Here is a 21,259-nt window from a genome sequence, read left to right on the forward strand (position 1 = left end):
GGGCCTGGAACGTGCCGTGCGTCAAGCGCTTCCGGTGCCTGCACGGGCGTGATCAGAGCGGCGCGGGACGGCAGCTCAAGCGGATCTCGCCGCCCGCCAGATCGTAGGTGAGGCGGGAGCAATGCGCGATCTGGTCGCCGCCGATCCGGGTCAGCAGATCGGGCCGCCCGCGTCCCTTGCGGGCGGAGACGAGGATGTTGTCGGGATCGAAGCGCGGGTCGTCCGCCGCGATCTCGCCCACCCGGTTGGGCTGGCCGTAGTCCTCGATCCGCACCGCGAAGCGATCGACGATGAGGCTGCCGAGTGCGACGGGCACGGCGATGCGCATCGTGCGGGTGGGACGCTCGACGCCGAAGTCCATGACCGCGATGCCCTGCGAATCCGGTTCGAACCCGCCCTCCTGGTGGGTGGCGATGAAGTTCGCGGTGGGCGCGGTGACGAGATTTTCCCGGCGCTCCGGGGCGAAGATCATCATCAGCCGCTTCTTGCCGACGCCGACCTCGGTGCCGAGCCGGGTGTTGGCCCGCCCGCCGCTGCGCTTGAGCGCGAAGCGCTGCACCACTTCGTCATCGTGCGGCAGGCGGTAGGCGAAGGTGACGCGGGCGTAGGGCAGGGCGTGGACGCCGATCACCCCGTCCGCGCCCGCGATCACGGGGCGGTCGGCCCAGGACACCGTCAGCGGCGTCGGCCCCGCGCCGAAATCGGCGCTCGCTTCGGCCGAACTGCCGGTGACCACCACCGGGCCATAACGCCAGCCGCGCTCTCCTGTGGCGGCAAGGGCGAGCCGCGCGGCGACATCGGGATTGACGATCGGCGCGCCGAAGGCCTCGGCCCGGACGGCGAGGCGCAGCGGCACGCCGTCCAGAAGCACGGTGACGATGGCGTCGCCCTCCAGCACCAGCTCCTCCGGCAGCGGCGCGGGCGCGGGCGCGGATGCTGGGGCGGGCTCGGCGACCGTCTGTCCGGCGGCGACGGGGATGGCCGGGCAGATGGCACAGGCGAGTGCGGCAAGGTGGCGGGGCGACATGGCGCCCTCATGCCAGCAAGCGCCGCGTGTTCCTAGTCGTGGCGGGCGGCGTCCTGCCGGGCGGTGTCCTGCTGGCGGCGCCGTGCCCGTTCGCGCTCCCACCGCTCGTATTGCCGGCTGCGGCGCACCTCGACCATCTCGATCACCTCGGCCCGCGCGAGCATCCACCACAGCCCGCCGATCAGCCAGACGATGACGCCGAACACGAAGAGCATGACGCCCGCGAGGTAATCGGGCCCGTCGGGATGGGTGCGGACATGATCGCCCAGCCATACGAAGAGGGGAACGCAAAGGCCGAGCCACAGGGCGAACTGACCCCAGCCCCTGATCCCGCGCGGGACGATAAGGAGGCTCACCAACCCGCCCCTGTAGAGGACGAAGGGCTTGTCCCTTTCGCGCATCACCTACTCCCGAGGCGGGGGGCGGCGTGCGATGCCTCCTCCCGCGTGATATCAGGGCATTGCAGCCCCCCGGACAGGCGCGCAAGACGATTCTTCGACCGATCGGAAACAAGTGTCCGCCTGTCACATTTCGGTCGGACCGGCACCCTGATCGGCCGGCGGGCGGCCGCGCCGCGCGGGCTGGCTGCGTTCGACCTTGACCCCCCGCTTCGCCAGCGCCTCGCGCAGCAGCACCTCGATTTCGGCGTTCACGCTGCGCAGCTCGGCATCGGCGAGCCGTTGCACCGCATCGTGAAGCGCCGGATCGAGGCGCAGGGGGAAGGCCTTCTTCGCTGTCATCTGTCGATCTCTCTCCGTTCGCATCGAGCGAAGTCGAGATGTCTTGCAACCGCCGTGCCGGAGCGAAGTGTCTCGACTTCGCTCGACACGAACGGAACAGGGGTCAATAGAGGCTCCCCGCATTGACCACCGGGGTCGTGTCGCGTTCCGAGCACAGCACCACCATCAGGTTCGAGACCATCGCCGCGCGGCGCTCGTCGTCGAGATGGACCACGTCCTTCTCGGAAAGCTGGGTGAGCGCGAGTTCGACCATCGAGACCGCGCCCTCGACCAGCTTGGCGCGCGCGGCGATCACCGCTTCGGCCTGCTGGCGGCGCAGCATCGCGCCGGCGATCTCGGGAGCATAGGCAAGGTGGGTGAGGCCGCATTCGTCGACGGTGATCCCGGCGACCTGCAAGCGCTCGATCAGGGCGAGGCGCAGCTCCGCGCCGACCTCCTCGTGGTTGCCGCGCAGCGTCACCTCGAGGTGCTCGATGTCGTCATAGGGATAGCGCGAGCCGATCGAGCGCACCGCCGCCTCGATCTGGGCGGTCACGAACTCGCGGTAGTCGTCGACGTCGAACAGCGCCTGCGCGGTGTCGGTGACGCGCCACACGACCTGCGCGGCCATCTCGATCGGGTTGCCGCGCGCGTCGTTGACCTTGATCTTCTCGGAGATCACGTTGTTGGCGCGCACCGCGATCTTCTTGCGGGCAAGCCAGGGGAGCACCCAGCGCAGCCCCTCGTTGCGGTCGGTGCCCTTGTAGGCGCCGAACAGCTGGATCGCGGCGGCCTCGTTGGGGTTGATCATGTAGAAGCCGGTGAGGATGAACAGGCCGATGAAGCCGCTCACCAGCGCGGCAATCAGCGGCAGGCCGGCGGGCGGGCCCTCGCCCTCGACGGCGCCGATGAACAGCCACGCCCCGAGAGCGACCAGCGCAAGGCTGACCAGCAGCATGACATAGCCGCTTTGCGTGGTGGCCGCATATTCGCGGCTGCGGTTGAGCGCGGGGGTTTCGTGGGGAGGCATGACGAATCTCCATTCCGATATAAAAGTGATATCACATTTATATCAGCCTCGATGGCCGTCAAGCGGTTTCGTATGCGGGGCAGACCGAGCCCCTGCCGCTGCCTCAGTAGCCGCTCGCCTGCCCGTCCTTGCGCATCTCGGTGGCCCCCGTGTAGACGCCCGTGACGGAATCGCGGGCGATGATCTGATAGCCGCCGAAAGGAATGCCGGTGGTCTCGACCTCGACCTTGTGGCCCATCGCCCTGAGCGCCTCGACCGTCGCTGCCGGAATGCCGGGTTCCACCTGAAGCACGCCCAGCGTGTCGATGGGTACGGTGTCGGCGGGGCTCCCCGCCAGCGCGTCGGTCGGCTGGCGCCCGCCATCGTGGTGGAGCCGCGCGGCGTCCCCCGCTTCCTGCAGGTTCATGCCGTAGTCGACGATGTTGACGAGCACCTGCACGTGCCCCTGCGGCTGCATTCCGCCACCCATCAGCCCGAAGCTGGCCCAAGGCTTGCCGTCCTTGCGGATGAAGGCCGGGATGATCGTCTGGAATGGGCGCTTGGCGGGCGCATAGGCATTGGGGTGCGCGGGATCGAGGCTGTAGAGCTCGCCGCGATCCTGGAACATGAAGCCGAGGCCGTCCGCCACCAGCCCTGAGCCCATGCCGCGATAGTTCGACTGGATGAGGCTGACCATCATCCCGTCCTTGTCGGCGACGGTCATGTAGGTGGTGTCGCCCTCGCCCTCCAGCTTGGGGGCGACCAGCGCACCGGGGGTAAAGGCAGGGGTCGCTTTTGCGGGATCGATCAGGGCGAAGCGCTGCTTGCCATATTCCTCGCTGAGCAGTTCCGCCGGCGTCCGCGCAAAGGCCGGATCGGCGTAGAAGCGCGCAGCATCCTCGAAGGCGAGGCGCTTGGCTTCGGTGATGTAGTGGATCACCTCGGGGCTGCCCCGCTCCCACTGGCTGAGCTCCACGTTCCTGAGGATGTTGACCATCTGGAGCGCCGCGAAGCCCTGGCTGTTGGGCGGCAGTTCGCACAGCTCGTAGCCCTTGCGATAGGGGACGCAGGCGACCTCGACCCACTCGCTCTGGTGTGCGGCGAAATCGGCGAGGGTAAAGGCACTGCCCTGCCTTTGCAGGTAGTCGACCATCACCTTGGCGAGGGGCCCGGCATAGAAGGCATCGCGCCCGCCCCGGGCGATCGCTTCCAGCGTGCTTGCCAGATCGGGATTGCGGAACATCTCGCCGGGCCGGGGCGCGCGGCCGCGAGCAAACCATGTCCGCTTTGCGTTCTCGAACTCGAACGGGGTGCGCTTTTGCTGCGCCTCGTAGTTCTTCAGCCCGCGCTCCAGATACATCGCGATCACCGGCGCGACGGGGTGCCCCTCGCGGGCATAGCGGATCGTGGGGGCGAGCACCTGTTCCATCGGCAGCTTGCCGTAGCGCCGATGCATCGCGAACCACGCGTCGACCGTGCCGGGGACGGTTACCGGAAGCGCGCCGACCGGCGGCAGGCTGGTCGCACCTTTCGGCAGCTTGGCCTTGAGCTGTGCCAGCGTCTGCCCCTTGGGCGAGCGACCGGAGCCGTTGAGACCCACCAGCGCGCCGGTCGCGGGGTCGAGCACGATCGCGAACAGATCCCCGCCGATCCCGTTGCCGGTCGGCTCCATCAATCCGAGCGCCGCGTTGGCGGCGATCGCCGCGTCGACCGCGCTGCCGCCCGCCTTGAGGATGTCGAGCGCGATCTGCGTCGCGAGCGGGTGGGCGGTGGCGGCCATGCCGTGCGGGGCGACCACCGGGCTGCGGCTCCACGCGGCACCCACCGGCCGCGCGCCGGGGCCGATGCCCTTGGTGGCCTCGGGGCGGGTGTCGGCGGGATTGGGGATGTCCTCGGCAAGGAGCGGCGGGGCGAGGAAAGCGGCGGCTCCGGCAAGGAGCAGGGCGGTGCGGATCGTCATGGCGCGGCACACTAGAGGGTGCGCCGCGCCGTTCAAGATGACGCGAAGGCAAGGACGTGCATCAGCTGGCTTGGGACGAGGAAGGCGGCGATGCCGAAGATCATCGGCGCGGTGAGGCAGGTGCGCAGCGGGCGGTCCCTGCGCATTCCCCCTACCCTTCATGGAGGGTGCGGGGATGGAGCGAGGCCGAGCGGCCTCGTGCGCGGCCGCTGGCGGGGGAGCCCCCACCCCCCGACCCCCTCCCCGAGGGGAGGGGGAGATGAAGAAAGGGCCCCCGGTGTCGCCACCGGAGGCCCCTTTTTGTGTCACCGCTTGATCGCTCAGGCGTGGTACTTGGCCCAGGTCACGTCGAAGCGGTCGGCGTTCATCACCTTGGTCCAGGCCGAGATGAAGTCGCACACGAACTTGCCCTCGTTCCCGCTCTCGGCATAGACTTCGGCCTGCGCGCGCAGGATCGAGTTCGAGCCGAAGACGAGATCGGTGCGGGTGGCGCGCCACTTTTCCTCGCCGGTCGCGCGGTCGACACCGACATATTCCTCGTCCCCGCTGTCGTCGACCGGCGACCACTTGGTCCCCATGTCGAGCAGGTTGCGGAAGAAGTCGGGCGTGAGCTTGCCCGGGGTCTCGGTCAGCACCCCGATGCGGTGGCCGTGATGGGCGTGATCGCTCACCGCACCCAGCGCGCGCATCCCGCCGACCAGCACGGTCATCTCTGGGACCGACAGGCCGAGCAGGTGTGCCCGGTCGATCAGCATCTCCTCGGTGCGGACCTGCGCCTTGGTCTTGAGGTAGTTGCGGAAGCCGTCAGCGAAGGGCTCGAGCGGTTCGAAGCTCGCCGCGTCGGTGTGCTCTTCGGTTGCATCGCCGCGCCCGCCGAGGAAGGGCACGGTGACGTCGAACCCGGCATCCTTCGCCGCCTTCTCGACCGCTGCTGACCCCGCCAGCACGATGGCATCAGCCATGCTGAGGCTGCCCCGGTGGGCTTCGATGGTATCGAGCACCTTGCCGAGCTCCGCCGGGTCATTGACCGCCCACGAACGCTGCGGCTCCAGCCGGATGCGCGCGCCGTTGGCGCCGCCGCGGTGGTCGGAGTTGCGATAGGTCGAGGCCGAGGCCCAGGCCGCCTTGACCAGCTCACGGACCGACAGGCCGCTGGCAAGGATCGCGTCCTTGAACCGGGCGACTTCGGCATCCGAAGGCGTGGTGCCAGCCGGAACCGGATCCTGCCAGATCAGCGTTTCTTCGGGCACTTCCGGGCCGAGGTAGCGGATCTTGGGCCCCATATCGCGGTGGCACAGCTTGAACCACGCGCGGGCGAAGGCATCGTCGAGCGCCGCCTGATCGTTCAGGAACTTCTCGGAAATCTTGCGATATTCCGGGTCGTTCTTCAATGCCATGTCGGCGGTGGTCATCATCGTCGGCACCTTCTTCGACGGGTCGCGGGCGTCGGGGGCCATGTCTTCGGGATCGGGATTGATCGGCTGCCACTGCCAAGCCCCGGCGGGGGACTTCACCAGTTCGAAGTCATACTTGAACAGCAGGCGGAAGTAGTCGTTGCCCCACTGGGTCGGGTTCGGCGTCCAGGCGCCCTCGATCCCCGAGGTGGTGATGTTGCCCGCGGCGATCTCGTCGGCATCGTTGAGCCAGCCGAAGCCCATCAGGTGCAGGTCTTCGCTCTCGGGAGCGCCGCCGAAGGTGTCGGCGGGGTGCGCGCCGTGGGCCTTGCCGAAGGCGTGGCCGCCCGCGGTGAGGGCGACGGTTTCCTCGTCGTTCATCGCCATGCGGGCGAAGGTCTCGCGCATGTCGCGCGCCATGCCCTCGGGGTCATGCGGGTTGCCCTGCGGCCCTTCGGGGTTGACGTAGATGAGGCCCATCTGGATCGCGGCGAGCGGGTTTTCGAGCGCGCGGCCTTCCTTGGGCTGGATGCGGGTGGCGACGCCTTCGTTGACCCACTGCTCCTCGGTGCCCCAGTAGACGCTCTCGGGCTCGAACACGTCGGCACGGCCGCCGCCGAAGCCGAACACCGGGCCGCCCATGCTCTCGATCGCGACATTGCCGGCGAGGATGAAGAGGTCGGCCCAGCTGATGTTCTTGCCGTATTTCTGCTTGATCGGCCACAGCAGGCGCCGCGCCTTGTCGAGGTTGCCGTTGTCGGGCCAGGAATTGAGCGGGGCAAAGCGCTGCTGGCCGGAATTGCCGCCGCCGCGCCCGTCACCGGTGCGGTAGGTGCCCGCGGCGTGCCAGGCCATGCGGATGAAGAAGGGGCCGTAGTGGCCGTAGTCCGCGGGCCACCAGGGCTGGCTGTCGGTCATCAGCGCGGTGAGGTCGGCCTTGAGCGCAGCGTAATCGAGCGCGTTGAACGCCTCGGCATAGTCGAAGTCCTCGCCATAGGGATTGGCGCTCTTGCCCTGCTCGGTGAGGATGTCGACCTGCAATGCCTGCGGCCACCAGTCGCGGTTGGTGCGGCCCAGCAGGCCCCGCATATCCACGCTGCCGTGGAACGGGCAGCCCCCGCTCATCTCTCCGGTTTTTGCGTCCATGATAGTCTCTCCTCTGACATGGCGAAATGCAGACTCGCGTCGCTGCCGCGTAGCCTATGGGGAGAGAATGACGCTTTCAGGAACTTGCGTCCAATCGATTAATGCGGAAGGTTTGATTGAGCGGGGCGATTAGTGGGGGCGGCGCGCATATGAAAAAGGGCGGGCCGCTTCGGGCCCACCCCCAGCCCCTCCCGCAGGCGGGAGGGGGACTGTTTCGCGCTGTTTCTCCCCTCCCGCCTGCGGGAGGGGCCGGGGGTGGGAATGTGCCTTACGCTGCTTGCGCCACTTCTTCCACCGGCTCGTTGCGAATGAGGAAGTCGAACGCCCCCAGACCCGCCTTCGCGCCTTCGCCCATCGCGACGACGATCTGCTTGTGCGGCACGGTGGTGCAGTCGCCCGCGGCGTAGATGCCGGGGATGTTGGTCGCGCCGTGGTCGTCGATCACGATCTCGCCAAACTTGCTGAGTTCGAGGCCGGTCTCGCGCAGCCATTCGGTGTTGGGGACGAGGCCGATCTGGACGAACACGCCTTCCAGCGCGATCCGGCGTTCCTCGCCATTGGCGCGGTTCTTGACCACGAGGCCGCTCACCTTGCCATCGGCCCCGAGGATTTCGGTGGTCTGGCCGTTGGTGATGATCTCGACATTGGCGAGCGAGCGCAGCTTGCACTGGAGCACCTCGTCAGCGCGCAGCTTGGTGTCGAATTCGATCAGGGTCACATGGCCGACGATCATCGCGAGGTCGATCGCCGCCTCGACGCCCGAATTGCCGCCGCCGATCACCGCGATGCGCTTGCCCTTGAACAGCGGGCCGTCGCAGTGCGGGCAATAGGCCACGCCCTTGTTGCGATACTCCGCCTCGCCCGGCACGCCGAGGTTGCGCCAGCGCGCGCCGGTGGAGAGGATCAGCGAGCGGGCGCGAAGGGTCGCGCCGTTGGCCATCACGATTTCATGATCGCCGCCCACGTCCTTCGCCGCGCGAAGCTCGACCGCACGGGCGAGGTCCATCAGGTCGATCTCGTATTCGCCGACGTGCTTCTTCAGGCTGTCGGTCAGCTTCGGGCCTTCGGTGTAGGGGGTGCCGGGGAGGTTCTCGATCCCCAATGTGTCCATCAGCTGCCCCCCGAAACGCTCAGCAGCGATGCCCGTCCGAAAACCCTTGCGCGCGGTATAGACCGCCGCCGCCGCGCCCGCCGGACCGCCGCCGACCACCAGCACTTCGAAGGGTGCCTTGGCGGCGAGCTTCTCGGCCTGCTTGGCGCCCGCATTCTTGTCGAGCTTGGCGAGGATCTCGGCCAGCTCCATCTTGCCATTGTAGAAGGGCTCGCCGTTTAGGAAGGTCGCAGGGACCGCCATGATGTCGCGGCGTTCGACCTCGTCCTGGAAGGTGCCGCCTTCGATCAGGGTCGCGGTGATGCGCGGGTTCTCGAGCGCCATCAGGGTCAGCGCCTGCACCACGTCGGGGCAGTTGTGGCAGGTCAGCGAGAAGAACATCTCGAAGTGGTAGTCGCCCTCGAGCGCACGGACCTGTTCGATCAGGTCGGCATCCACCTTGGGCGGGTGGCCGCCGGCCCACAGCAGCGCGAGTACCAGCGAGGTGAATTCGTGGCCCATCGGCAGGCCGGCAAAGCGCACCCACTTCTCCGCATCGCTCGCGCGGCGGATGACGAAGCTGGGCTTCCTCGCATCGGTGCCGTCAAAGCGCGCGGTGACGAGATCGTGCAGCGAGGCGATCTGCTCGATCAGCGCGCGTGTCTGGCGCGACTTCTCGCTGTCGTCGAGGCTGGCAATCAGTTCGACGCCCTCGCGAAGATTGCCGAGATAGGTCTTGAGCTGGGCCTGCATGGCAGCATCGAGCATGGGTGTCCTCCGGGCGCGGGGCGATCCGCGCGAGAATGGTGTGATCCGTGTGTCAGGGTAACGCGGGACCGGATAGCCTGCCCTAAAGGGGGGAGGGGCGGACATCCGGTCCCGGCTACGACCCGAGGGCTCCTTGAATGGCCTTCGGGATTTTACGACCGGCGCGGGGCCGAGGGGGAGGGGAGAAGCCCCGCGCGGCCGGTCTGGTGTGGCCTTGCGGCCTTAGATCTTGCCGACCCCCTTAGATCTTTCCAACCAGGTCGAGCGAGGGGGCCAGCGTGTCGCTGCCTTCTTCCCACGCCGCCGGGCAGACCTGACCGGGGTTGGCGCGCACATACTGCGCGGCCTTGATCTTGCGGGTCAGTTCGTTGGCGTTGCGGCCGACGCCCTCGCAGGTGATTTCCATGATCTGGATCACGCCATCGGGATCGACCACGAAGGTCGCGCGGTCGGCCAGGCCGGCGCCTTCACGCAGCACGCCGAAGTTGTTCGACAGCACGTGGTTCTGGTCGCCCAGGAACGGGAAGGTCAGCTTGCCGATCTTGTCCGAGGTGTCGCTCCACGCCTTGTGGCTGAAGTGCGTGTCGGTCGAGACGGCATAGACTTCGACGCCCATCGCCTGGAGGGTGGCATACTTTTCGCCCATGTCTTCGAGCTCGGTCGGGCACACGAAGGTGAAGTCGGCCGGGTAGAAGAAGAACACCGACCACTTGCCGGCGAGGTCCGCGTCGGTGACGGTGAAGAAGTCCTTGCCCTTCTGGAAGGCGGTGGCGGTGAACGGCTTGAGAGTCGAACCGATGATACCCATGGGAGTTTGTCCTTGTGTTGGGTCGTGAGGAAAGGGGGTCGTTGCCGACGTTGCCCAGATAGGCATTTGCGCGCTGCACAAAAGTAGATTTGTGCGATTGCGAAAATCGGATTTTTCAATGAGTGCCGCGGGAACCAATCGGAAAAGCCTCTGAGGCCAACGGTATTCCCGCAGGGCGGGTCAGCGCGTCGCCATCTGTGCCATCAGTGACCAATCTGCCCCCGATGCAGCAGCTTGTGGTCCGCCAGCACCAGCGCCATCATCGCCTCCACCACCGGGGTGCCGCGGATGCCCACACACGGGTCGTGGCGGCCCTTGGTGACGACTTCCACCGCCTCGCCCGCAGAGTTGATCGATTCCACCGGCGTCAGGATCGAGGAGGTCGGCTTGAACGCCACCCGGCACACCACCGGCTGCCCGGTCGAGATGCCGCCTGCCGTGCCGCCCGCGTGGTTGGCGAGGTAGACCGGCTTGCCGTCTGGGCCGGGCCGCATCCGGTCGGCATTCTCTTCGCCGGTGAGGCGCGCGGCTTCGAAGCCGTCGCCGATCTCCACGCCCTTGACCGCGTTGATGCTCATCATCGCGGCGGCGAGGTCGCTGTCGAGCTTGGCATAGATCGGCGCGCCCCATCCGGCGGGGACGCCGGTGGCGACACATTCGACAATTGCGCCGAGGGACGATCCGGCCTTGCGCGCGGCGTCGACCTTCTCCTCCCAGCGCTTCGCCGCTGCCGGGTCGGGGCAGAAAAAGGGGTTGTTGGCGATCTCGGCCGCGTCGAAGTTCGCCACGTCGATCCGGTCGCCGCCGAGTTCGCAGACATAGGCGGTGATGGTGACTTCGGGGATCACCAGCCGCGCCACCGCGCCTGCCGCCACCCGCGCGGCCGTCTCGCGCGCGCTGGAACGCCCGCCGCCGCGGTAGTCGCGGATGCCGTATTTGGCGTCATAGGCGTAGTCGGCATGGCCCGGGCGGTAGCGCTGGGCGATCTCGGAGTAGTCCTTGGAGCGCTGATCGGTGTTCTCGATCATCAGGCTGATCGGCGTGCCGGTGGTCCTGCCCTCGAACACCCCTGAGAGGATGCGCACCAGATCATCCTCGCGCCGCTGGGTGGTGAAGCGACTGGTCCCGGGCTTGCGGGCGTCGAGGTAGGGCTGGATGACCTCCTCCGAGATCGCGAGCCCCGGCGGGCACCCGTCGACCACCGCGCCGAGTGCCGGCCCGTGGCTCTCGCCCCAGGTGGTGAAGCGCAAGACGCGCCCGAAGGTGTTCCAGCTCATGCGCGCGGTTCTTTACCCAAACTCCCGTTCGTGTCGAGCGCCGAGGCCCTGCCCGAACACCGTTCGTGTCGAGCGAAGTCGAGCCACCTTGCGCAGGAGCCTCTCGACTTCGCTCGAGGCGAACGGACGAAGAGCGGGCGCGCGAGGCGGACGGGGATTGTAGGAGGGTTGGCTCTAGCCAAGTTGCGGCGATACGGTAAGGAACAAACCATGATTGCGAAGCTCTCAGGCAGGCTCGATGCGACCGGTGAGGACTGGGCGATCGTCGACGTCGGCGGGGTCGGCTACCTCGTCCACTGTTCCAGCCGCACGCTGGCCGCATTGGGCGAAATGGGGGAGGCCTGCACCGTCCACACCGAATTGCAGGTGAGCGAGAACGACATGCGCCTCCTCGGGTTTGCCGACAGGGGAGAGCGCGACTGGTTCCGGCTGCTGACTGGCGTGCAGGGGGTGGGGAGCAAGGTGGGGCTGGCGATCCTGTCCGCGCTCTCGCCCGGCGAACTGCGCGAGGCCTGCGGGAAGGGCGACGCGGCGATGGTGGCACGGGCGCAGGGCGTGGGGCCGAAGCTGGCGGGCCGGATCGTCAACGAGCTCAAGGAGAAAGCCGGAGCCATGCCCGGCCCGGCCGGCCATGGCAGCCTAGCCGGTGGCGGGAGCGCGCCTCGGCCGCAAGGCGGCCTCGGCGCGGACGCGGCGAGCGCGCTCGAGAACCTCGGCTTCAAGCCGGCGGTGGCGGCGCAGGCGGTGGCGCGGGCGCTGGAAGAACTGGGCGAGGGTGCGAGCGAGGGTGACCTCATCCGGGTCGCGCTCAAGAAGGCGGCGGGGTGATGAATAATCAGGTCTCCAAAATGATGGAGTTCGTCGCCCGCTGTGCCGAGCCAGACAAGCTGAGGCAAATTGCCAAGAACGCAGAGGCAGGTGGGGAGCCTGCTCTGGCCACGGCCGCGCGTCTGCGGCTCTACGAGGTACTTCCCGCGGAGAAACCCGGGACCTTTGAACACGCAGTTTGGCAATCTATCTACGCGCTTGAGGACGTTTTGAAGCAGGAGCGCGGGAAAACCATTCTTCTCGCGCGAACACGCCAGAAAATCGCACGGCATGGGGAAGTCCGGTGTGTTGCGGACCTTGTAGCTGGACCGCCGTCGGAAGGCTTCCGGATGCTGCTCGACCGAGAAATGCTTTACCTCTCCTTTGAGGCTGTCGCTTTAAAGTTTCCCGACAAGTTTGAGACGATTATACTCGACGCAGCGCGGTCACGGTTGGATGCGGTAGGGTATAGCGCATGACGGACCCCCTCCACTCCCCCACCCGCCAGCCCGGCGACCCGGACGCGGCGCTGCGCCCGCGCAGGCTCAGCGAGTTCGTCGGGCAGGAAGCAGCCAAGGGGAACCTTGCCGTCTTCATCGCCGCCGCGCGCGCGCGGGGGGAGGCGATGGACCATACCTTGTTCTTCGGCCCCCCCGGCCTCGGCAAGACCACGCTCGCGCAGATCATCGCGGGCGAGCTGGGCGTCGGCTTCCGCGCCACCTCCGGCCCGGTGATCGCCAAGGCGGGGGACCTCGCGGCACTCCTCACCAACCTCGAGCCCAACGACGTCCTGTTCATCGACGAGATCCACCGCCTTTCGCCGATGGTCGAGGAGGTGCTCTACCCGGCGATGGAGGACCGCGCGCTCGATCTCATCATCGGCGAGGGGCCCTCGGCGCGTTCGGTGCGGATCGACCTGCCGCCCTTCACTCTGATCGGGGCGACCACGCGGCAGGGCCTGCTGACCACGCCGCTGCGGGACCGCTTCGGCATTCCCGTCAGGCTCAACTTCTACACCCATGACGAACTCGACCGCGTCATCACCCGCGCTGCAGGCCTCCTCGGCCTTGCCATCGAGCCCGAGGGCGCGCGCGAGATCGCGCGGCGCAGTCGCGGAACCCCGCGCGTCGCGGGGCGGCTGCTCCGGCGCGTGCGCGACTTTGCCCATGTCGCCGGGGCGGCCAGCGTCACGCGCCACGTCGCTGACGAGGCGCTCACCCGGCTCGAGATCGACCGGCTCGGGCTCGACACCATGGACCGCCGCTACCTCGCGATGATCGCCACCACCTACAAGGGCGGCCCCGTGGGGATCGAGACGCTCGCGGCGGGCCTCGCCGAGCCGCGCGATACCATCGAGGAGGTGGTCGAACCCTACCTCATCCAGCTCGGCCTTGTCGCCCGCACCGCGCGGGGCCGCGTTCTCAACGATGCGGGCTGGGCGCACCTCGAACTGACCCCGCCCAGAGAATCACCCCCCGCGCAGTCCGGGCTGTTCGAGGACTGACTCCCGAACCCGCATTAACGCTTAGGCTAACCTGACCCGGCCTTTCGGTGCCAGTTCGGGACAGCGACCCTGAAATCGGCGTTCCGGTGGCGGATTCAGGCGGCTCCGAGTGCGCGGAGATGGTTAATCCGCATTGCCCCTGCCGGCCTTATGACATCACAAGAAGGCTGGAATTGTAAGGACGGCCTGGCCCCGGCCCCGTCGTCCGCAGGCAAACAGGGTACACGACCATGTCGCTCAAGATGGCCATCGCGAAACTGTCCGCCGCTGCGGCGGGTGTGGCGCTGCTCCAAGGTGGTGCGGTCCGTATGGCCGAGCCGATGAACACCGATCAGCCGGACTTCTCGACCAACATCGACGGCAAGCTCATTAAGGTCGATCCGGTGAGCGGCGCACGCTACATCAAGACGCGCGAGCGGATCATCCCGACCCCGCCCGAAGTTCGCCAGCGCCGCATCGTCGAACGCACCATCGAATGCCAGCCGGTCGGTCCGGCGGGTGCCGCCGGTGCGGCCAGCCGTCCGGCGGGTGCGGTACAGGCCTATTACGACGCGGCCGAGTGCCCGCCGCTCCAGCAGGTCGCCTATATGCCTGCACCGCTGCCCGCGCTGCCGCCGATCACCGGCGGCGGCGGGCCGGGCGGCGGCTGGGGTGGCGGCTTCGGCGGCGGTTTCGGCGGTGGCGGTTTCGGCGGCGGGTTCTTCGGCGGGTTCTTCGGCGGCGGCGGATCGTCCTCGGGCGACGTGTCGGTGTCGACCACCACCTCGACCTCGGGCGGCAGCACCAGCGGTTCGACCAGCAACGGCGGCACCAGCAACGGCGGCACCACAGGCGGCAGCAGCAGCAGCGGCGGCGTGACCGTGATCGTCGACAATTCGACGACCACGACATCGTCTTCGGGCACGATCAGCTCCTCGACCGGCCAAGTCTCGAGCAGCACCGGTGCGGTGTCGAGCTCGGGGAACGTGTCGAGCTCGACGGGGGCGGTGTCTTCGTCCGGCAACGTCTCGAGCTCTTCCGGCAACGTGTCGAGTTCTTCGGGCAACGTTTCGAGTTCCTCGGGCAACGTTTCGAGTTCCTCGGGCAACGTCTCGAGTTCCTCGGGCAACGTCAGTTCGTCGACCGGGGCGGTGACCAGCTCGGGTTCGTCGTCGTCCTCGTCCTCGTCCTCATCCTCCAGCTCGTCTTCGTCGTCCTCCTCGTCCTCGTCCTCCGGCGGCGGGAGCAGCGGCAAGCCCGGCAAGCCGGGGACCAGCTCGGGCGGATCGGGCTCGGGTTCCTCGTCCTCGGGCTCCTCGTCGTCCGGCTCGTCCAGCTCGGGCTCATCGGGCGGCAGCAGCGGGTCGTCCTCCAGCAGCAGTTCGTCGAGCAGCAGCAGTTCGTCGAGCAGCAGCGGTTCCTCGGGCGGCAGCAGCGGTTCTTCGGGCAGCAGCGGCAGTTCGTCGTCCTCGTCCTCGTCGAGCAGCTCGGGCTCCTCCTCGTCCTCGGGCGACATGACCAGCAGCACCAGCAGCAGCTCGTCGTCCTCGTCGAGTTCGTCCTCGAGCAGCAGCTCGAGCGGCTCTTCCGGTTCCTCCGGCTCCTCGGGCAGCAGCGGTTCTTCGGGTTCGAGCTCCTCGTCGAGCAGCAGCAGCTCTTCGTCCTCGTCTTCGTCCTCGTCGAGCAGCGGCTCGAGCGGCTCGACCGGCGGTCACGACGTGCCCGCCCCGCCGATGACGGTGCTGTTCGGCCTTGCCGCCGCAGCGATCCTCGGGCGGCGCAAATTCGTCGGCTGACGCGCGGCGACCATGCTGAAAAAAAAAGGGGCGGCCCATCGCGGGCCGCCCCTTTTCGTTCGCGCTGCCGGGTCCGCTAGTCCGCGAGCTGTTCGGGCTTGTCGATCGGCAGGCCCGCCGCTTCCCACGAGAGCATTCCGCCCGCCAGGTGCTCCACCGGCTGGCCGGTGAAGGCGGCGAGCTTTTCCGCTGCGATCTCGGATCGCCGCCCCGAGCGGCAGTAGAGCACCACCTTGCGCCCGTCGGAGAGATCGAGCTTGGCCGGATCGAAGCGGTCGAGCGGGATGTGCTCGGCCTCGGGGATCACGCCCGCGACCGCTTCCTCGCGGGTGCGCACGTCGATGACGCGCACCTTGCCGGCCTCGATCTGTGCCCAGAGCGCTTCGGGGCTGACCTCGACCACCGAAGCGGCGACCGGCGCGGCCTTGTCCGCCGTGCTCGCCGCTGCCAGTTCGAAGCCCATCGGCGCCGAAGGGGCGTGGCGCCTGTCCGCATCGCTCTCGCCCCCGCACGCCGCCAGCGCCAGCAGCGGCGGCAGGGCGGCAGCGAGGCGCAAGGCGGAACGGAGGCGCATGGCGGCCTTCCTTATGCCGCGAGCTTGCGCAGAACGTAATGGAGAATCCCGCCGTGGCGGTAATATTCCATCTCGTTTGCGGTATCGATGCGGCACAGCGCGGTGAAGCTGAACTGGGTGCCGTCCTCGCGGGTGACTTCGACTGTGACGTCCTGGCCGGGGGTGAGGTCGGCAAGGCCGCGGATCGAGAAGCTGTCGGTGGCGGTGAGGCCGAGGCTCTGGCGGGTGTCGCCTTCCTTGAACTGGAGCGGTAGCACGCCCATCCCGACGAGGTTGGAGCGGTGGATACGCTCAAAGCTCTCGACGATCACCATCCGAACGCCCAAGAGGATCGTGCCCTTGGCCGCCCAGTCGCGGCTGGAGCCGGTGCCGTATTCCTTGCCGCCGATGACCACCAGCGGCGTGCCGTCTTCCTTGTGCTTCATCGCTGCATCGTAAATCGGCATGGTCTCGCCGCCATAGGTCGAGAAGCCGCCTTCGACGCCCGGGACCATCTCGTTCTTGATGCGGATGTTGGCGAAGGTGCCGCGCATCATGACTTCGTGGTGGCCGCGGCGCGAGCCGTAGGAGTTGAAGTCGCGCTTGGTGACTTGGTTCGACATCAGGAACTTGCCCGCGGGGCTGTCCTCCTTGATCGAGCCGGCGGGCGAAATGTGGTCGGTGGTGACCGAATCCCCGAGGATCGCCAGCGGCTTGGCATCGACGATGTCGGTGACCGGCGCCGGGGTCATGGTCATGCCCTCGAAATACGGGGGGTTCGCGACATAGGTCGAACCGGCGCGCCACTGGTAGGTGTCCGAGGGCTCGACGGTGATCGCCTGCCAGTGCTCGTCGCCGTCATAGACGTTGGCGTAGCGCGATTCGAACATCGAGCGGTCGATGTTGGCGGCGCGGTGCGCGGCGACTTCGGCGTTAGTCGGCCAGAGGTCGGCGAGCATCACGTCATTGCCGTTCTGGTCCTGCCCGATCGGGGTGGTGGTGATGTCCTCGGTGACAGTGCCCTTCAGCGCATAGGCGACCACCAGCGGCGGCGAGGCGAGGAAGTTGGCGCGCACATCAGGCGAGACGCGGCCTTCGAAGTTGCGGTTGCCCGAAAGGACCGAGGCAGCGACGATGTCGTTGCCGTTGATCGCGGCGCTGATCGGCGCGGCGAGCGGCCCGGAGTTGCCGATGCAGGTGGTGCAGCCATAGCCGACGAGGTCGAAGCCCACCGCGTCGAGATGCTCCTGCAGGCCCGACTTCACGAGATAGTCGGTGACGACCTGCGAGCCGGGGGCGAGCGAGGTCTTGACCCACGGCTTGGGCTTCAACCCCTTCTCGTTGGCCTTCTTAGCCACCAGCCCGGCGGCAATCAGCACGTCGGGGTTCGAGGTGTTGGTGCAGGAGGTGATCGCGGCGATCACCACGTCGCCGTCGCCGATGTCGTGGTCCTTGCCCTCGACCGCGACGCGCGCGGGCGCGGGTTTGCCATAGGCCTTGGTGAGGTCAGCGTTGAACAGGTCATCGACCTCCTGGAGGATCACCTTGTCCTGCGGGCGCTTGGGGCCGGCGAGGCTGGGGACGACGGCGGCCATGTCGAGCGACAGGGTCTTGGTGAAGACCGGCTCGTTGGCCGGATCGAACCACATCCCCTGCGCCTTGGCATAGGCTTCGACCAGCGCGATGGTGTCCTCGCTGCGGCCGGTCAAACGCAGGTAATCGAGGGTCTTGTCGTCGATCCCGAAGAAGCCGCAGGTCGCGCCATATTCGGGGGCCATGTTGGCGATGGTGGCGCGGTCGGCGAGGGTCAGGTTGGCGACGCCCGGGCCGTAGAACTCGACGAAGCGGCCGACGACGCCGACATTGCGGAGCATCTGCACGCAGGTCAGCACCAGGTCGGTCGCGGTGACGCCCTCGGCCATCGCGCCTTCGAGGTAGAAGCCGACGACTTCGGGGATCAGCATCGAAACCGGCTGGCCGAGCATCGCGGCCTCGGCCTCGATCCCGCCGACGCCCCAGCCCAGCACGCCGAGGCCGTTGATCATTGTGGTGTGGCTGTCGGTGCCGACGCAGGTGTCGGGATAGGCGACCATCACGCCGTCCGGCCCTTCCGAAGACCACACCGCGCGGGCGAGGTGTTCGAGGTTCACCTGGTGGCAGATCCCGGTGCCTGGGGGCACGGCGGTGAAGTTCTGGAAGCTCTTGGAGCCCCACTTGAGGAAGTCGTAGCGCTCGGCATTGCGCTCATATTCGAGCGCCATGTTGGCTTCCATCGCCTTGGGATGGCCGAATTCATCGACCATCACCGAGTGGTCGATCACGAGGTTGACCGGCACCAGCGGGTTGATTTTGGCGGTGTCGCCGCCGAGCTTCTTGATCGCATCGCGCATCGCGGCGAGGTCGACCACGCAGGGCACGCCGGTGAAGTCCTGCAGCAGCACGCGCGCCGGACGATACTGGATTTCCTCGCCCGTAGTGGGGTTCGCCTGCCAGTCGACCAGCGCTTGGATATGCTCACGCGCGACGGTGAAGCCGCCGTCCTCGAAGCGCAGCAGGTTTTCGAGCAGCACCTTCATCGAGATCGGCAGCTCGCTGATGTCGCCCAGCTGCTCGGCGGCCTTCGCCAGCGAGTAATAGGCGTACTGCTTGCCGTTCACGTCAAGCATCTGGCGGGTGCCGAGCGAATCCTGGCCGATTGCGGTCATGGGAGAGGTCCGTCCTTTCGAGGTTGTCCCGCCCCCGATCCACCAAGGGCGTAGGATTTGCGCCGCGTCCCTGCGCTGCCGCGCGCGCGAGGTCAAGGGGGGTGCCCTTGGGTAAAGGGCCTATGCGGTGGCGGCCGCGGCGGCGCGGGGCGCGCGGGCGGCGAGCCAGCAGCCGGTGACGATCAGCGCCGTGCCTGCCAGCGTCGGCCAGGTGACGGGCTCGCGGAAGAAGGCCCAGCCGAAGATCGCCGCCCAGACGAAGCCCGAATACTCGGTCGGCACCAGGGCGCTCGCCTCGGCGCGGGCGTAGGCCCAGGCGATCGACAGCGAGCCCGCGACCGTCAGCGCGCCCGCCACCATCAGCGGCACCAACGCCTCGGCGCGCGGCGTCTCCCACAGGACGGGAGCGAGGGTCAGCAGCACCACCCCGCCGATGCCGCTGTGGAAGGTCGCGATCTCCAGCGGCCCCGCGACCTGCGCCTGCCGCCGGATGACGATGAAATTGTAGGAATAGAGCAGCGCCGAGACGAACAACATCGCGGTGCCAAGCATCGCGTCCCGATCGAACTCTCCCTGCCCGATCCGTCCGCCAACGATCACCAGCGTGCCGGCGAAGCCCAGCACGCTAGCACCGATCGCAGCCCGGCTGATCGTCTCCCCCAGCAGCGCGCTCGCGAGATAGAGCGCGATCAGCGGGGCGATGAAGCTCAAGGCGATCGCTTCGGCCAGCGGCAGCTTGGTGATCGCATAGAAGAAGGTCAGCGCCATGAAGGCCGACACCACGCCGCGCACGAGGTGGAGCTTCCACACCGCGCGGGTGGGCATGGCCGGGCGCCGCGCCAGCCACAGCGGGGCGATCAGCCCCGCACCGATGAAGGCCCGCATCACCGTTGCCGTGTAGGCCCCGATGAGCAGCGCGGCCTCCTTCATGAAGGCGTCCATCGCCGACAGGAACCCCACCCCCATCAGCGCGGCGGCGAAGGGCAGAAGAGGGTGGCTGCGCGGCGACATGACGGGCTCCATAGGCGTGGCAAGTCGCAAGGTCACGCCTGTGAACATTAATGCAGGTGAAAGCGAACATGGTTGATAGGGACCGGGCGCAGCGGGTAAGGCTGCGCGCGCACTACAATGCTGCAATTGGCGCGGCAGGGGCGACGAAAGCGAAGAGTGATGATCAGGCTTCTGGGTAAATTCGCAGGCGGCAGCGCCGTGGCGGCGCTGGTGGCGACAGCGGCGCTCGCACAGGATGGCGATGCGGCGAAGCAGACGATGATCCCGGGCGGCCAGCAGACCGGCGGCCCGCTCGTGGTGCCCGCCCCGACCACGCCGACGCCTGCGCCCGCGCCTTCGCCCAAGCCTTCCTCCGACGCCTTCACCCAGGCTTTCCCGGCGACGACCGCGCAGCCGGTCGTTCAGGCGCTCCCGGCCGAGGCGCCGCTGGTGCAGGCGTGGACCGTGGCGCAGGCCCGGCAGCTTGCCGCGCTGATCGAGGGGATCGGTGCCGAGGGGCTCGACCCCAAGGACTATGATCTGCCTGCGCTGAGGACCGCGATCGCCTCGGGCCCGTCGGATGAGCTGAACCAGCTCGCCTCGCAGAGCTTCGCCTGGCTGGTCGAGGACCTGCGTGACGGGCGCACCCCGATGGACGCGCGCCAGCAGTGGTTCGTGGTCGATCCCGACCGCGATCTTTACCGCACCGGCGACGTGCTCGCCGAGGCGTTGAAGGGCGGCGACATCGCCGCTGCGCTCGCCAAGCTCAATCCGACCCACCCGGATTACGTTCGCCTCAAGGCCGAGCTCGCCGCGACGCCCGCGAGCAACGCCGCCAAGCGCAAGCTGATCCGCGCCAACATGGACCGCTGGCGCTGGCTGGCGCGCGACCTGGGCTCGCAATACCTCATCACCAACGTGCCCGAGTTCCAGCTGCGGCTGACCGTGCGCAACAAGATCATCAGCACCTACCGCACGATCGTCGGCAAGCCCGGGCGCACCGCCACCCCGCAGCTCGCCGAAACGGTCGAGGGCGTGGTGTTCAATCCGACCTGGACGGTGCCGCAGTCGATCGTGAAGGGCGAGGGGCTGGGCGCCAGGGTCCTCGGCAACCCCGGCTGGGCGCGGGCCAATGGCTATGTCGGAACGCGCTCGGCGAACGGGATGATCACCGTTGTCCAGCAGCCGGGTCCGGGCAATTCGCTGGGCCTCATGAAGCTCGAGATGCCCAATGAGCACGCGATCTTCTTCCACGACACGCCCTCGCGCCACCTTTTCGCCAACGATTTCCGCGCCCTCTCGCACGGCTGCGTGCGCACCGAGCGGGCGCTGGAGCTGGCAATGACGATGGCGATCCTCGGCAAGGGCGCGACCAAGGACGAGGCGGTCGCGATCTCCAATTCGCGCAAATACACCAAGGTGAAGCTGGAGAAGCCTTGGGCGGCCTACATCACCTATTTCACCATGGCCTCGGACATCAACGGCGAGATGGCGACCTTCAAGGACGTCTACGGCCGCGACGCGCCGGTGCTCGCCAGCCTCGACAAGCCGCGCGTGCGCAATCGCTCAGACAAGCCGACGAGCGAGGTTATCGTGATCGAGGATGACCTCAAGGACACCTGAGGACCAGGCCGACCCGCAGTTAGCCTTCAACTTCGCGGTCGGTCCGGCGGTCCGGCGCGTTCGATCCTGAGTTTCTTCGTCGCGTGTCGCTGCGTCAGACCCAG

At 67.7% G+C, this 21,259-nt stretch carries 18 protein-coding genes; 5 read left to right on the forward strand and 13 right to left on the reverse strand.

Annotation, left to right across the window (positions count from 1 at the left end; translation table 11 throughout):
• Positions 1 to 52: 52 nt before the first annotated feature.
• From OPU67_RS01345 to aroC, 9 genes are all read right to left on the reverse strand, one after another.
• Complete coding sequence (locus OPU67_RS01345; protein ID WP_267616971.1) at positions 53 to 1,027, reverse strand: hypothetical protein; 975 nt, start codon at positions 1,025 to 1,027, stop codon at positions 53 to 55.
• A 32-nt stretch (positions 1,028 to 1,059) separates the two neighbouring features.
• Positions 1,060 to 1,428 (reverse strand): hypothetical protein, encoded by a 369-nt coding sequence (locus OPU67_RS01350; protein WP_267616973.1) that lies wholly within the window; start codon positions 1,426 to 1,428, stop codon positions 1,060 to 1,062.
• 123 nt (positions 1,429 to 1,551) lie between these two features.
• Positions 1,552 to 1,767: an Arc family DNA-binding protein gene (locus OPU67_RS01355; protein ID WP_267616975.1), complete on the reverse strand. Its 216-nt coding sequence runs from the start codon at positions 1,765 to 1,767 to the stop codon at positions 1,552 to 1,554.
• A gap of 103 nt (positions 1,768 to 1,870) precedes the next feature.
• Entirely contained in the window at positions 1,871 to 2,776 is a 906-nt protein-coding gene (locus tag OPU67_RS01360) for an SPFH domain-containing protein (protein WP_267616977.1), read from the reverse strand.
• Positions 2,777 to 2,879: 103 nt separating this feature from the next.
• Complete coding sequence (locus tag OPU67_RS01365; RefSeq protein WP_267616979.1) at positions 2,880 to 4,715, reverse strand: gamma-glutamyltransferase family protein; 1,836 nt, start codon at positions 4,713 to 4,715, stop codon at positions 2,880 to 2,882.
• Positions 4,716 to 5,035: 320 nt separating this feature from the next.
• Positions 5,036 to 7,255 carry a catalase/peroxidase HPI gene (gene katG / locus OPU67_RS01370; RefSeq protein ID WP_267616980.1) on the reverse strand — a complete coding sequence of 740 codons (2,220 nt, stop codon included), beginning with the start codon at positions 7,253 to 7,255 and terminating at the stop codon, positions 5,036 to 5,038.
• Between the two features lie 268 nt (positions 7,256 to 7,523).
• Positions 7,524 to 9,113 carry an alkyl hydroperoxide reductase subunit F gene (gene ahpF, locus OPU67_RS01375; RefSeq protein WP_267616982.1) on the reverse strand — a complete coding sequence of 530 codons (1,590 nt, stop codon included), beginning with the start codon at positions 9,111 to 9,113 and terminating at the stop codon, positions 7,524 to 7,526.
• Between the two features lie 241 nt (positions 9,114 to 9,354).
• Positions 9,355 to 9,921, reverse strand: coding sequence for an alkyl hydroperoxide reductase subunit C (gene ahpC, locus OPU67_RS01380; protein WP_017664572.1), 567 nt, complete (start codon positions 9,919 to 9,921; stop codon positions 9,355 to 9,357).
• Between the two features lie 203 nt (positions 9,922 to 10,124).
• Complete coding sequence (gene aroC, locus OPU67_RS01385; protein WP_267616985.1) at positions 10,125 to 11,198, reverse strand: chorismate synthase; 1,074 nt, start codon at positions 11,196 to 11,198, stop codon at positions 10,125 to 10,127.
• Positions 11,199 to 11,408: 210 nt separating this feature from the next.
• Between aroC and ruvA the strand changes: the two genes are divergently transcribed.
• The 3 genes from ruvA to ruvB are packed head-to-tail and all read left to right on the forward strand — an operon-like array spanning position 11,409 to position 13,509.
• On the forward strand, positions 11,409 to 12,026 hold the full coding sequence (ruvA, locus tag OPU67_RS01390) for a Holliday junction branch migration protein RuvA (protein WP_267616986.1): 618 nt from the start codon (positions 11,409 to 11,411) through the stop codon (positions 12,024 to 12,026).
• On the forward strand, positions 12,026 to 12,484 hold the full coding sequence (locus tag OPU67_RS01395) for a hypothetical protein (RefSeq protein ID WP_267616987.1): 459 nt from the start codon (positions 12,026 to 12,028) through the stop codon (positions 12,482 to 12,484). The genes ruvA and OPU67_RS01395 overlap by 1 nt, the downstream gene beginning before the upstream one ends.
• Positions 12,481 to 13,509 carry a Holliday junction branch migration DNA helicase RuvB gene (ruvB, locus tag OPU67_RS01400; RefSeq protein ID WP_267616989.1) on the forward strand — a complete coding sequence of 343 codons (1,029 nt, stop codon included), beginning with the start codon at positions 12,481 to 12,483 and terminating at the stop codon, positions 13,507 to 13,509. The genes OPU67_RS01395 and ruvB overlap by 4 nt, the downstream gene beginning before the upstream one ends.
• Before the next feature lie 583 nt (positions 13,510 to 14,092).
• Here the strand turns inward: ruvB and OPU67_RS01405 are convergent.
• Entirely contained in the window at positions 14,093 to 15,004 is a 912-nt protein-coding gene (locus tag OPU67_RS01405; protein WP_267616991.1) for a hypothetical protein, read from the reverse strand.
• Between OPU67_RS01405 and OPU67_RS01410 the strand changes: the two genes are divergently transcribed.
• Positions 15,003 to 15,284, forward strand: coding sequence for a hypothetical protein (locus OPU67_RS01410; protein ID WP_267616992.1), 282 nt, complete (start codon positions 15,003 to 15,005; stop codon positions 15,282 to 15,284). The genes OPU67_RS01405 and OPU67_RS01410 overlap by 2 nt on opposite strands.
• 76 nt (positions 15,285 to 15,360) lie before the next feature.
• Here the strand turns inward: OPU67_RS01410 and OPU67_RS01415 are convergent, their stop codons facing one another.
• The 3 genes from OPU67_RS01415 to OPU67_RS01425 all read right to left on the reverse strand — a co-directional run bounded on the left by OPU67_RS01415 (position 15,361) and on the right by OPU67_RS01425 (position 19,565).
• A complete protein-coding gene (locus OPU67_RS01415) occupies positions 15,361 to 15,858 on the reverse strand; it encodes a rhodanese-like domain-containing protein (RefSeq protein ID WP_267616994.1) in 498 nt (165 codons plus the stop codon).
• Positions 15,859 to 15,869: 11 nt separating this feature from the next.
• Entirely contained in the window at positions 15,870 to 18,542 is a 2,673-nt protein-coding gene (acnA, locus tag OPU67_RS01420) for an aconitate hydratase AcnA (RefSeq protein ID WP_267616996.1), read from the reverse strand.
• 120 nt (positions 18,543 to 18,662) lie between these two features.
• Positions 18,663 to 19,565, reverse strand: a complete 903-nt coding sequence (locus tag OPU67_RS01425; RefSeq protein ID WP_267616998.1) for a DMT family transporter — start codon at positions 19,563 to 19,565, stop codon at positions 18,663 to 18,665.
• Between the two features lie 147 nt (positions 19,566 to 19,712).
• Between OPU67_RS01425 and OPU67_RS01430 the strand changes: the two genes are divergently transcribed.
• On the forward strand, positions 19,713 to 21,155 hold the full coding sequence (locus tag OPU67_RS01430) for a L,D-transpeptidase family protein (RefSeq protein WP_267616999.1): 1,443 nt from the start codon (positions 19,713 to 19,715) through the stop codon (positions 21,153 to 21,155).
• The last annotated feature ends 104 nt before the right edge of the window (positions 21,156 to 21,259 follow it).

Source organism: Erythrobacter sp. WG (genome assembly GCF_026586795.1).
Taxonomy (GTDB): Bacteria; Pseudomonadota; Alphaproteobacteria; order Sphingomonadales; family Sphingomonadaceae; genus Erythrobacter.

Bases quoted from the DNA above. Each gene is read 5' to 3' on its own strand.
- OPU67_RS01345 (WP_267616971.1), bottom strand. From the start codon at position 1,027: ATGTCGCCCCGCCACCTTGCCGCACTCGCCTGTGCCATCTGCCCGGCC.
- OPU67_RS01350 (WP_267616973.1), bottom strand. From the start codon at position 1,428: ATGCGCGAAAGGGACAAGCCCTTCGTCCTCTACAGGGGCGGGTTGGTG.
- OPU67_RS01355 (WP_267616975.1), bottom strand. From the start codon at position 1,767: ATGACAGCGAAGAAGGCCTTCCCCCTGCGCCTCGATCCGGCGCTTCAC.
- OPU67_RS01360 (WP_267616977.1), bottom strand. From the start codon at position 2,776: ATGCCTCCCCACGAAACCCCCGCGCTCAACCGCAGCCGCGAATATGCG.
- OPU67_RS01365 (WP_267616979.1), bottom strand. From the start codon at position 4,715: ATGACGATCCGCACCGCCCTGCTCCTTGCCGGAGCCGCCGCTTTCCTC.
- katG (WP_267616980.1), bottom strand. From the start codon at position 7,255: ATGGACGCAAAAACCGGAGAGATGAGCGGGGGCTGCCCGTTCCACGGC.
- ahpF (WP_267616982.1), bottom strand. From the start codon at position 9,113: ATGCTCGATGCTGCCATGCAGGCCCAGCTCAAGACCTATCTCGGCAAT.
- ahpC (WP_017664572.1), bottom strand. From the start codon at position 9,921: ATGGGTATCATCGGTTCGACTCTCAAGCCGTTCACCGCCACCGCCTTC.
- aroC (WP_267616985.1), bottom strand. From the start codon at position 11,198: ATGAGCTGGAACACCTTCGGGCGCGTCTTGCGCTTCACCACCTGGGGC.
- ruvA (WP_267616986.1), top strand. From the start codon at position 11,409: ATGATTGCGAAGCTCTCAGGCAGGCTCGATGCGACCGGTGAGGACTGG.
- OPU67_RS01395 (WP_267616987.1), top strand. From the start codon at position 12,026: ATGAATAATCAGGTCTCCAAAATGATGGAGTTCGTCGCCCGCTGTGCC.
- ruvB (WP_267616989.1), top strand. From the start codon at position 12,481: ATGACGGACCCCCTCCACTCCCCCACCCGCCAGCCCGGCGACCCGGAC.
- OPU67_RS01410 (WP_267616992.1), top strand. From the start codon at position 15,003: ATGACCAGCAGCACCAGCAGCAGCTCGTCGTCCTCGTCGAGTTCGTCC.
- OPU67_RS01405 (WP_267616991.1), bottom strand. From the start codon at position 15,004: ATGTCGCCCGAGGACGAGGAGGAGCCCGAGCTGCTCGACGAGGACGAG.
- OPU67_RS01415 (WP_267616994.1), bottom strand. From the start codon at position 15,858: ATGCGCCTCCGTTCCGCCTTGCGCCTCGCTGCCGCCCTGCCGCCGCTG.
- acnA (WP_267616996.1), bottom strand. From the start codon at position 18,542: ATGACCGCAATCGGCCAGGATTCGCTCGGCACCCGCCAGATGCTTGAC.
- OPU67_RS01425 (WP_267616998.1), bottom strand. From the start codon at position 19,565: ATGGAGCCCGTCATGTCGCCGCGCAGCCACCCTCTTCTGCCCTTCGCC.
- OPU67_RS01430 (WP_267616999.1), top strand. From the start codon at position 19,713: ATGATCAGGCTTCTGGGTAAATTCGCAGGCGGCAGCGCCGTGGCGGCG.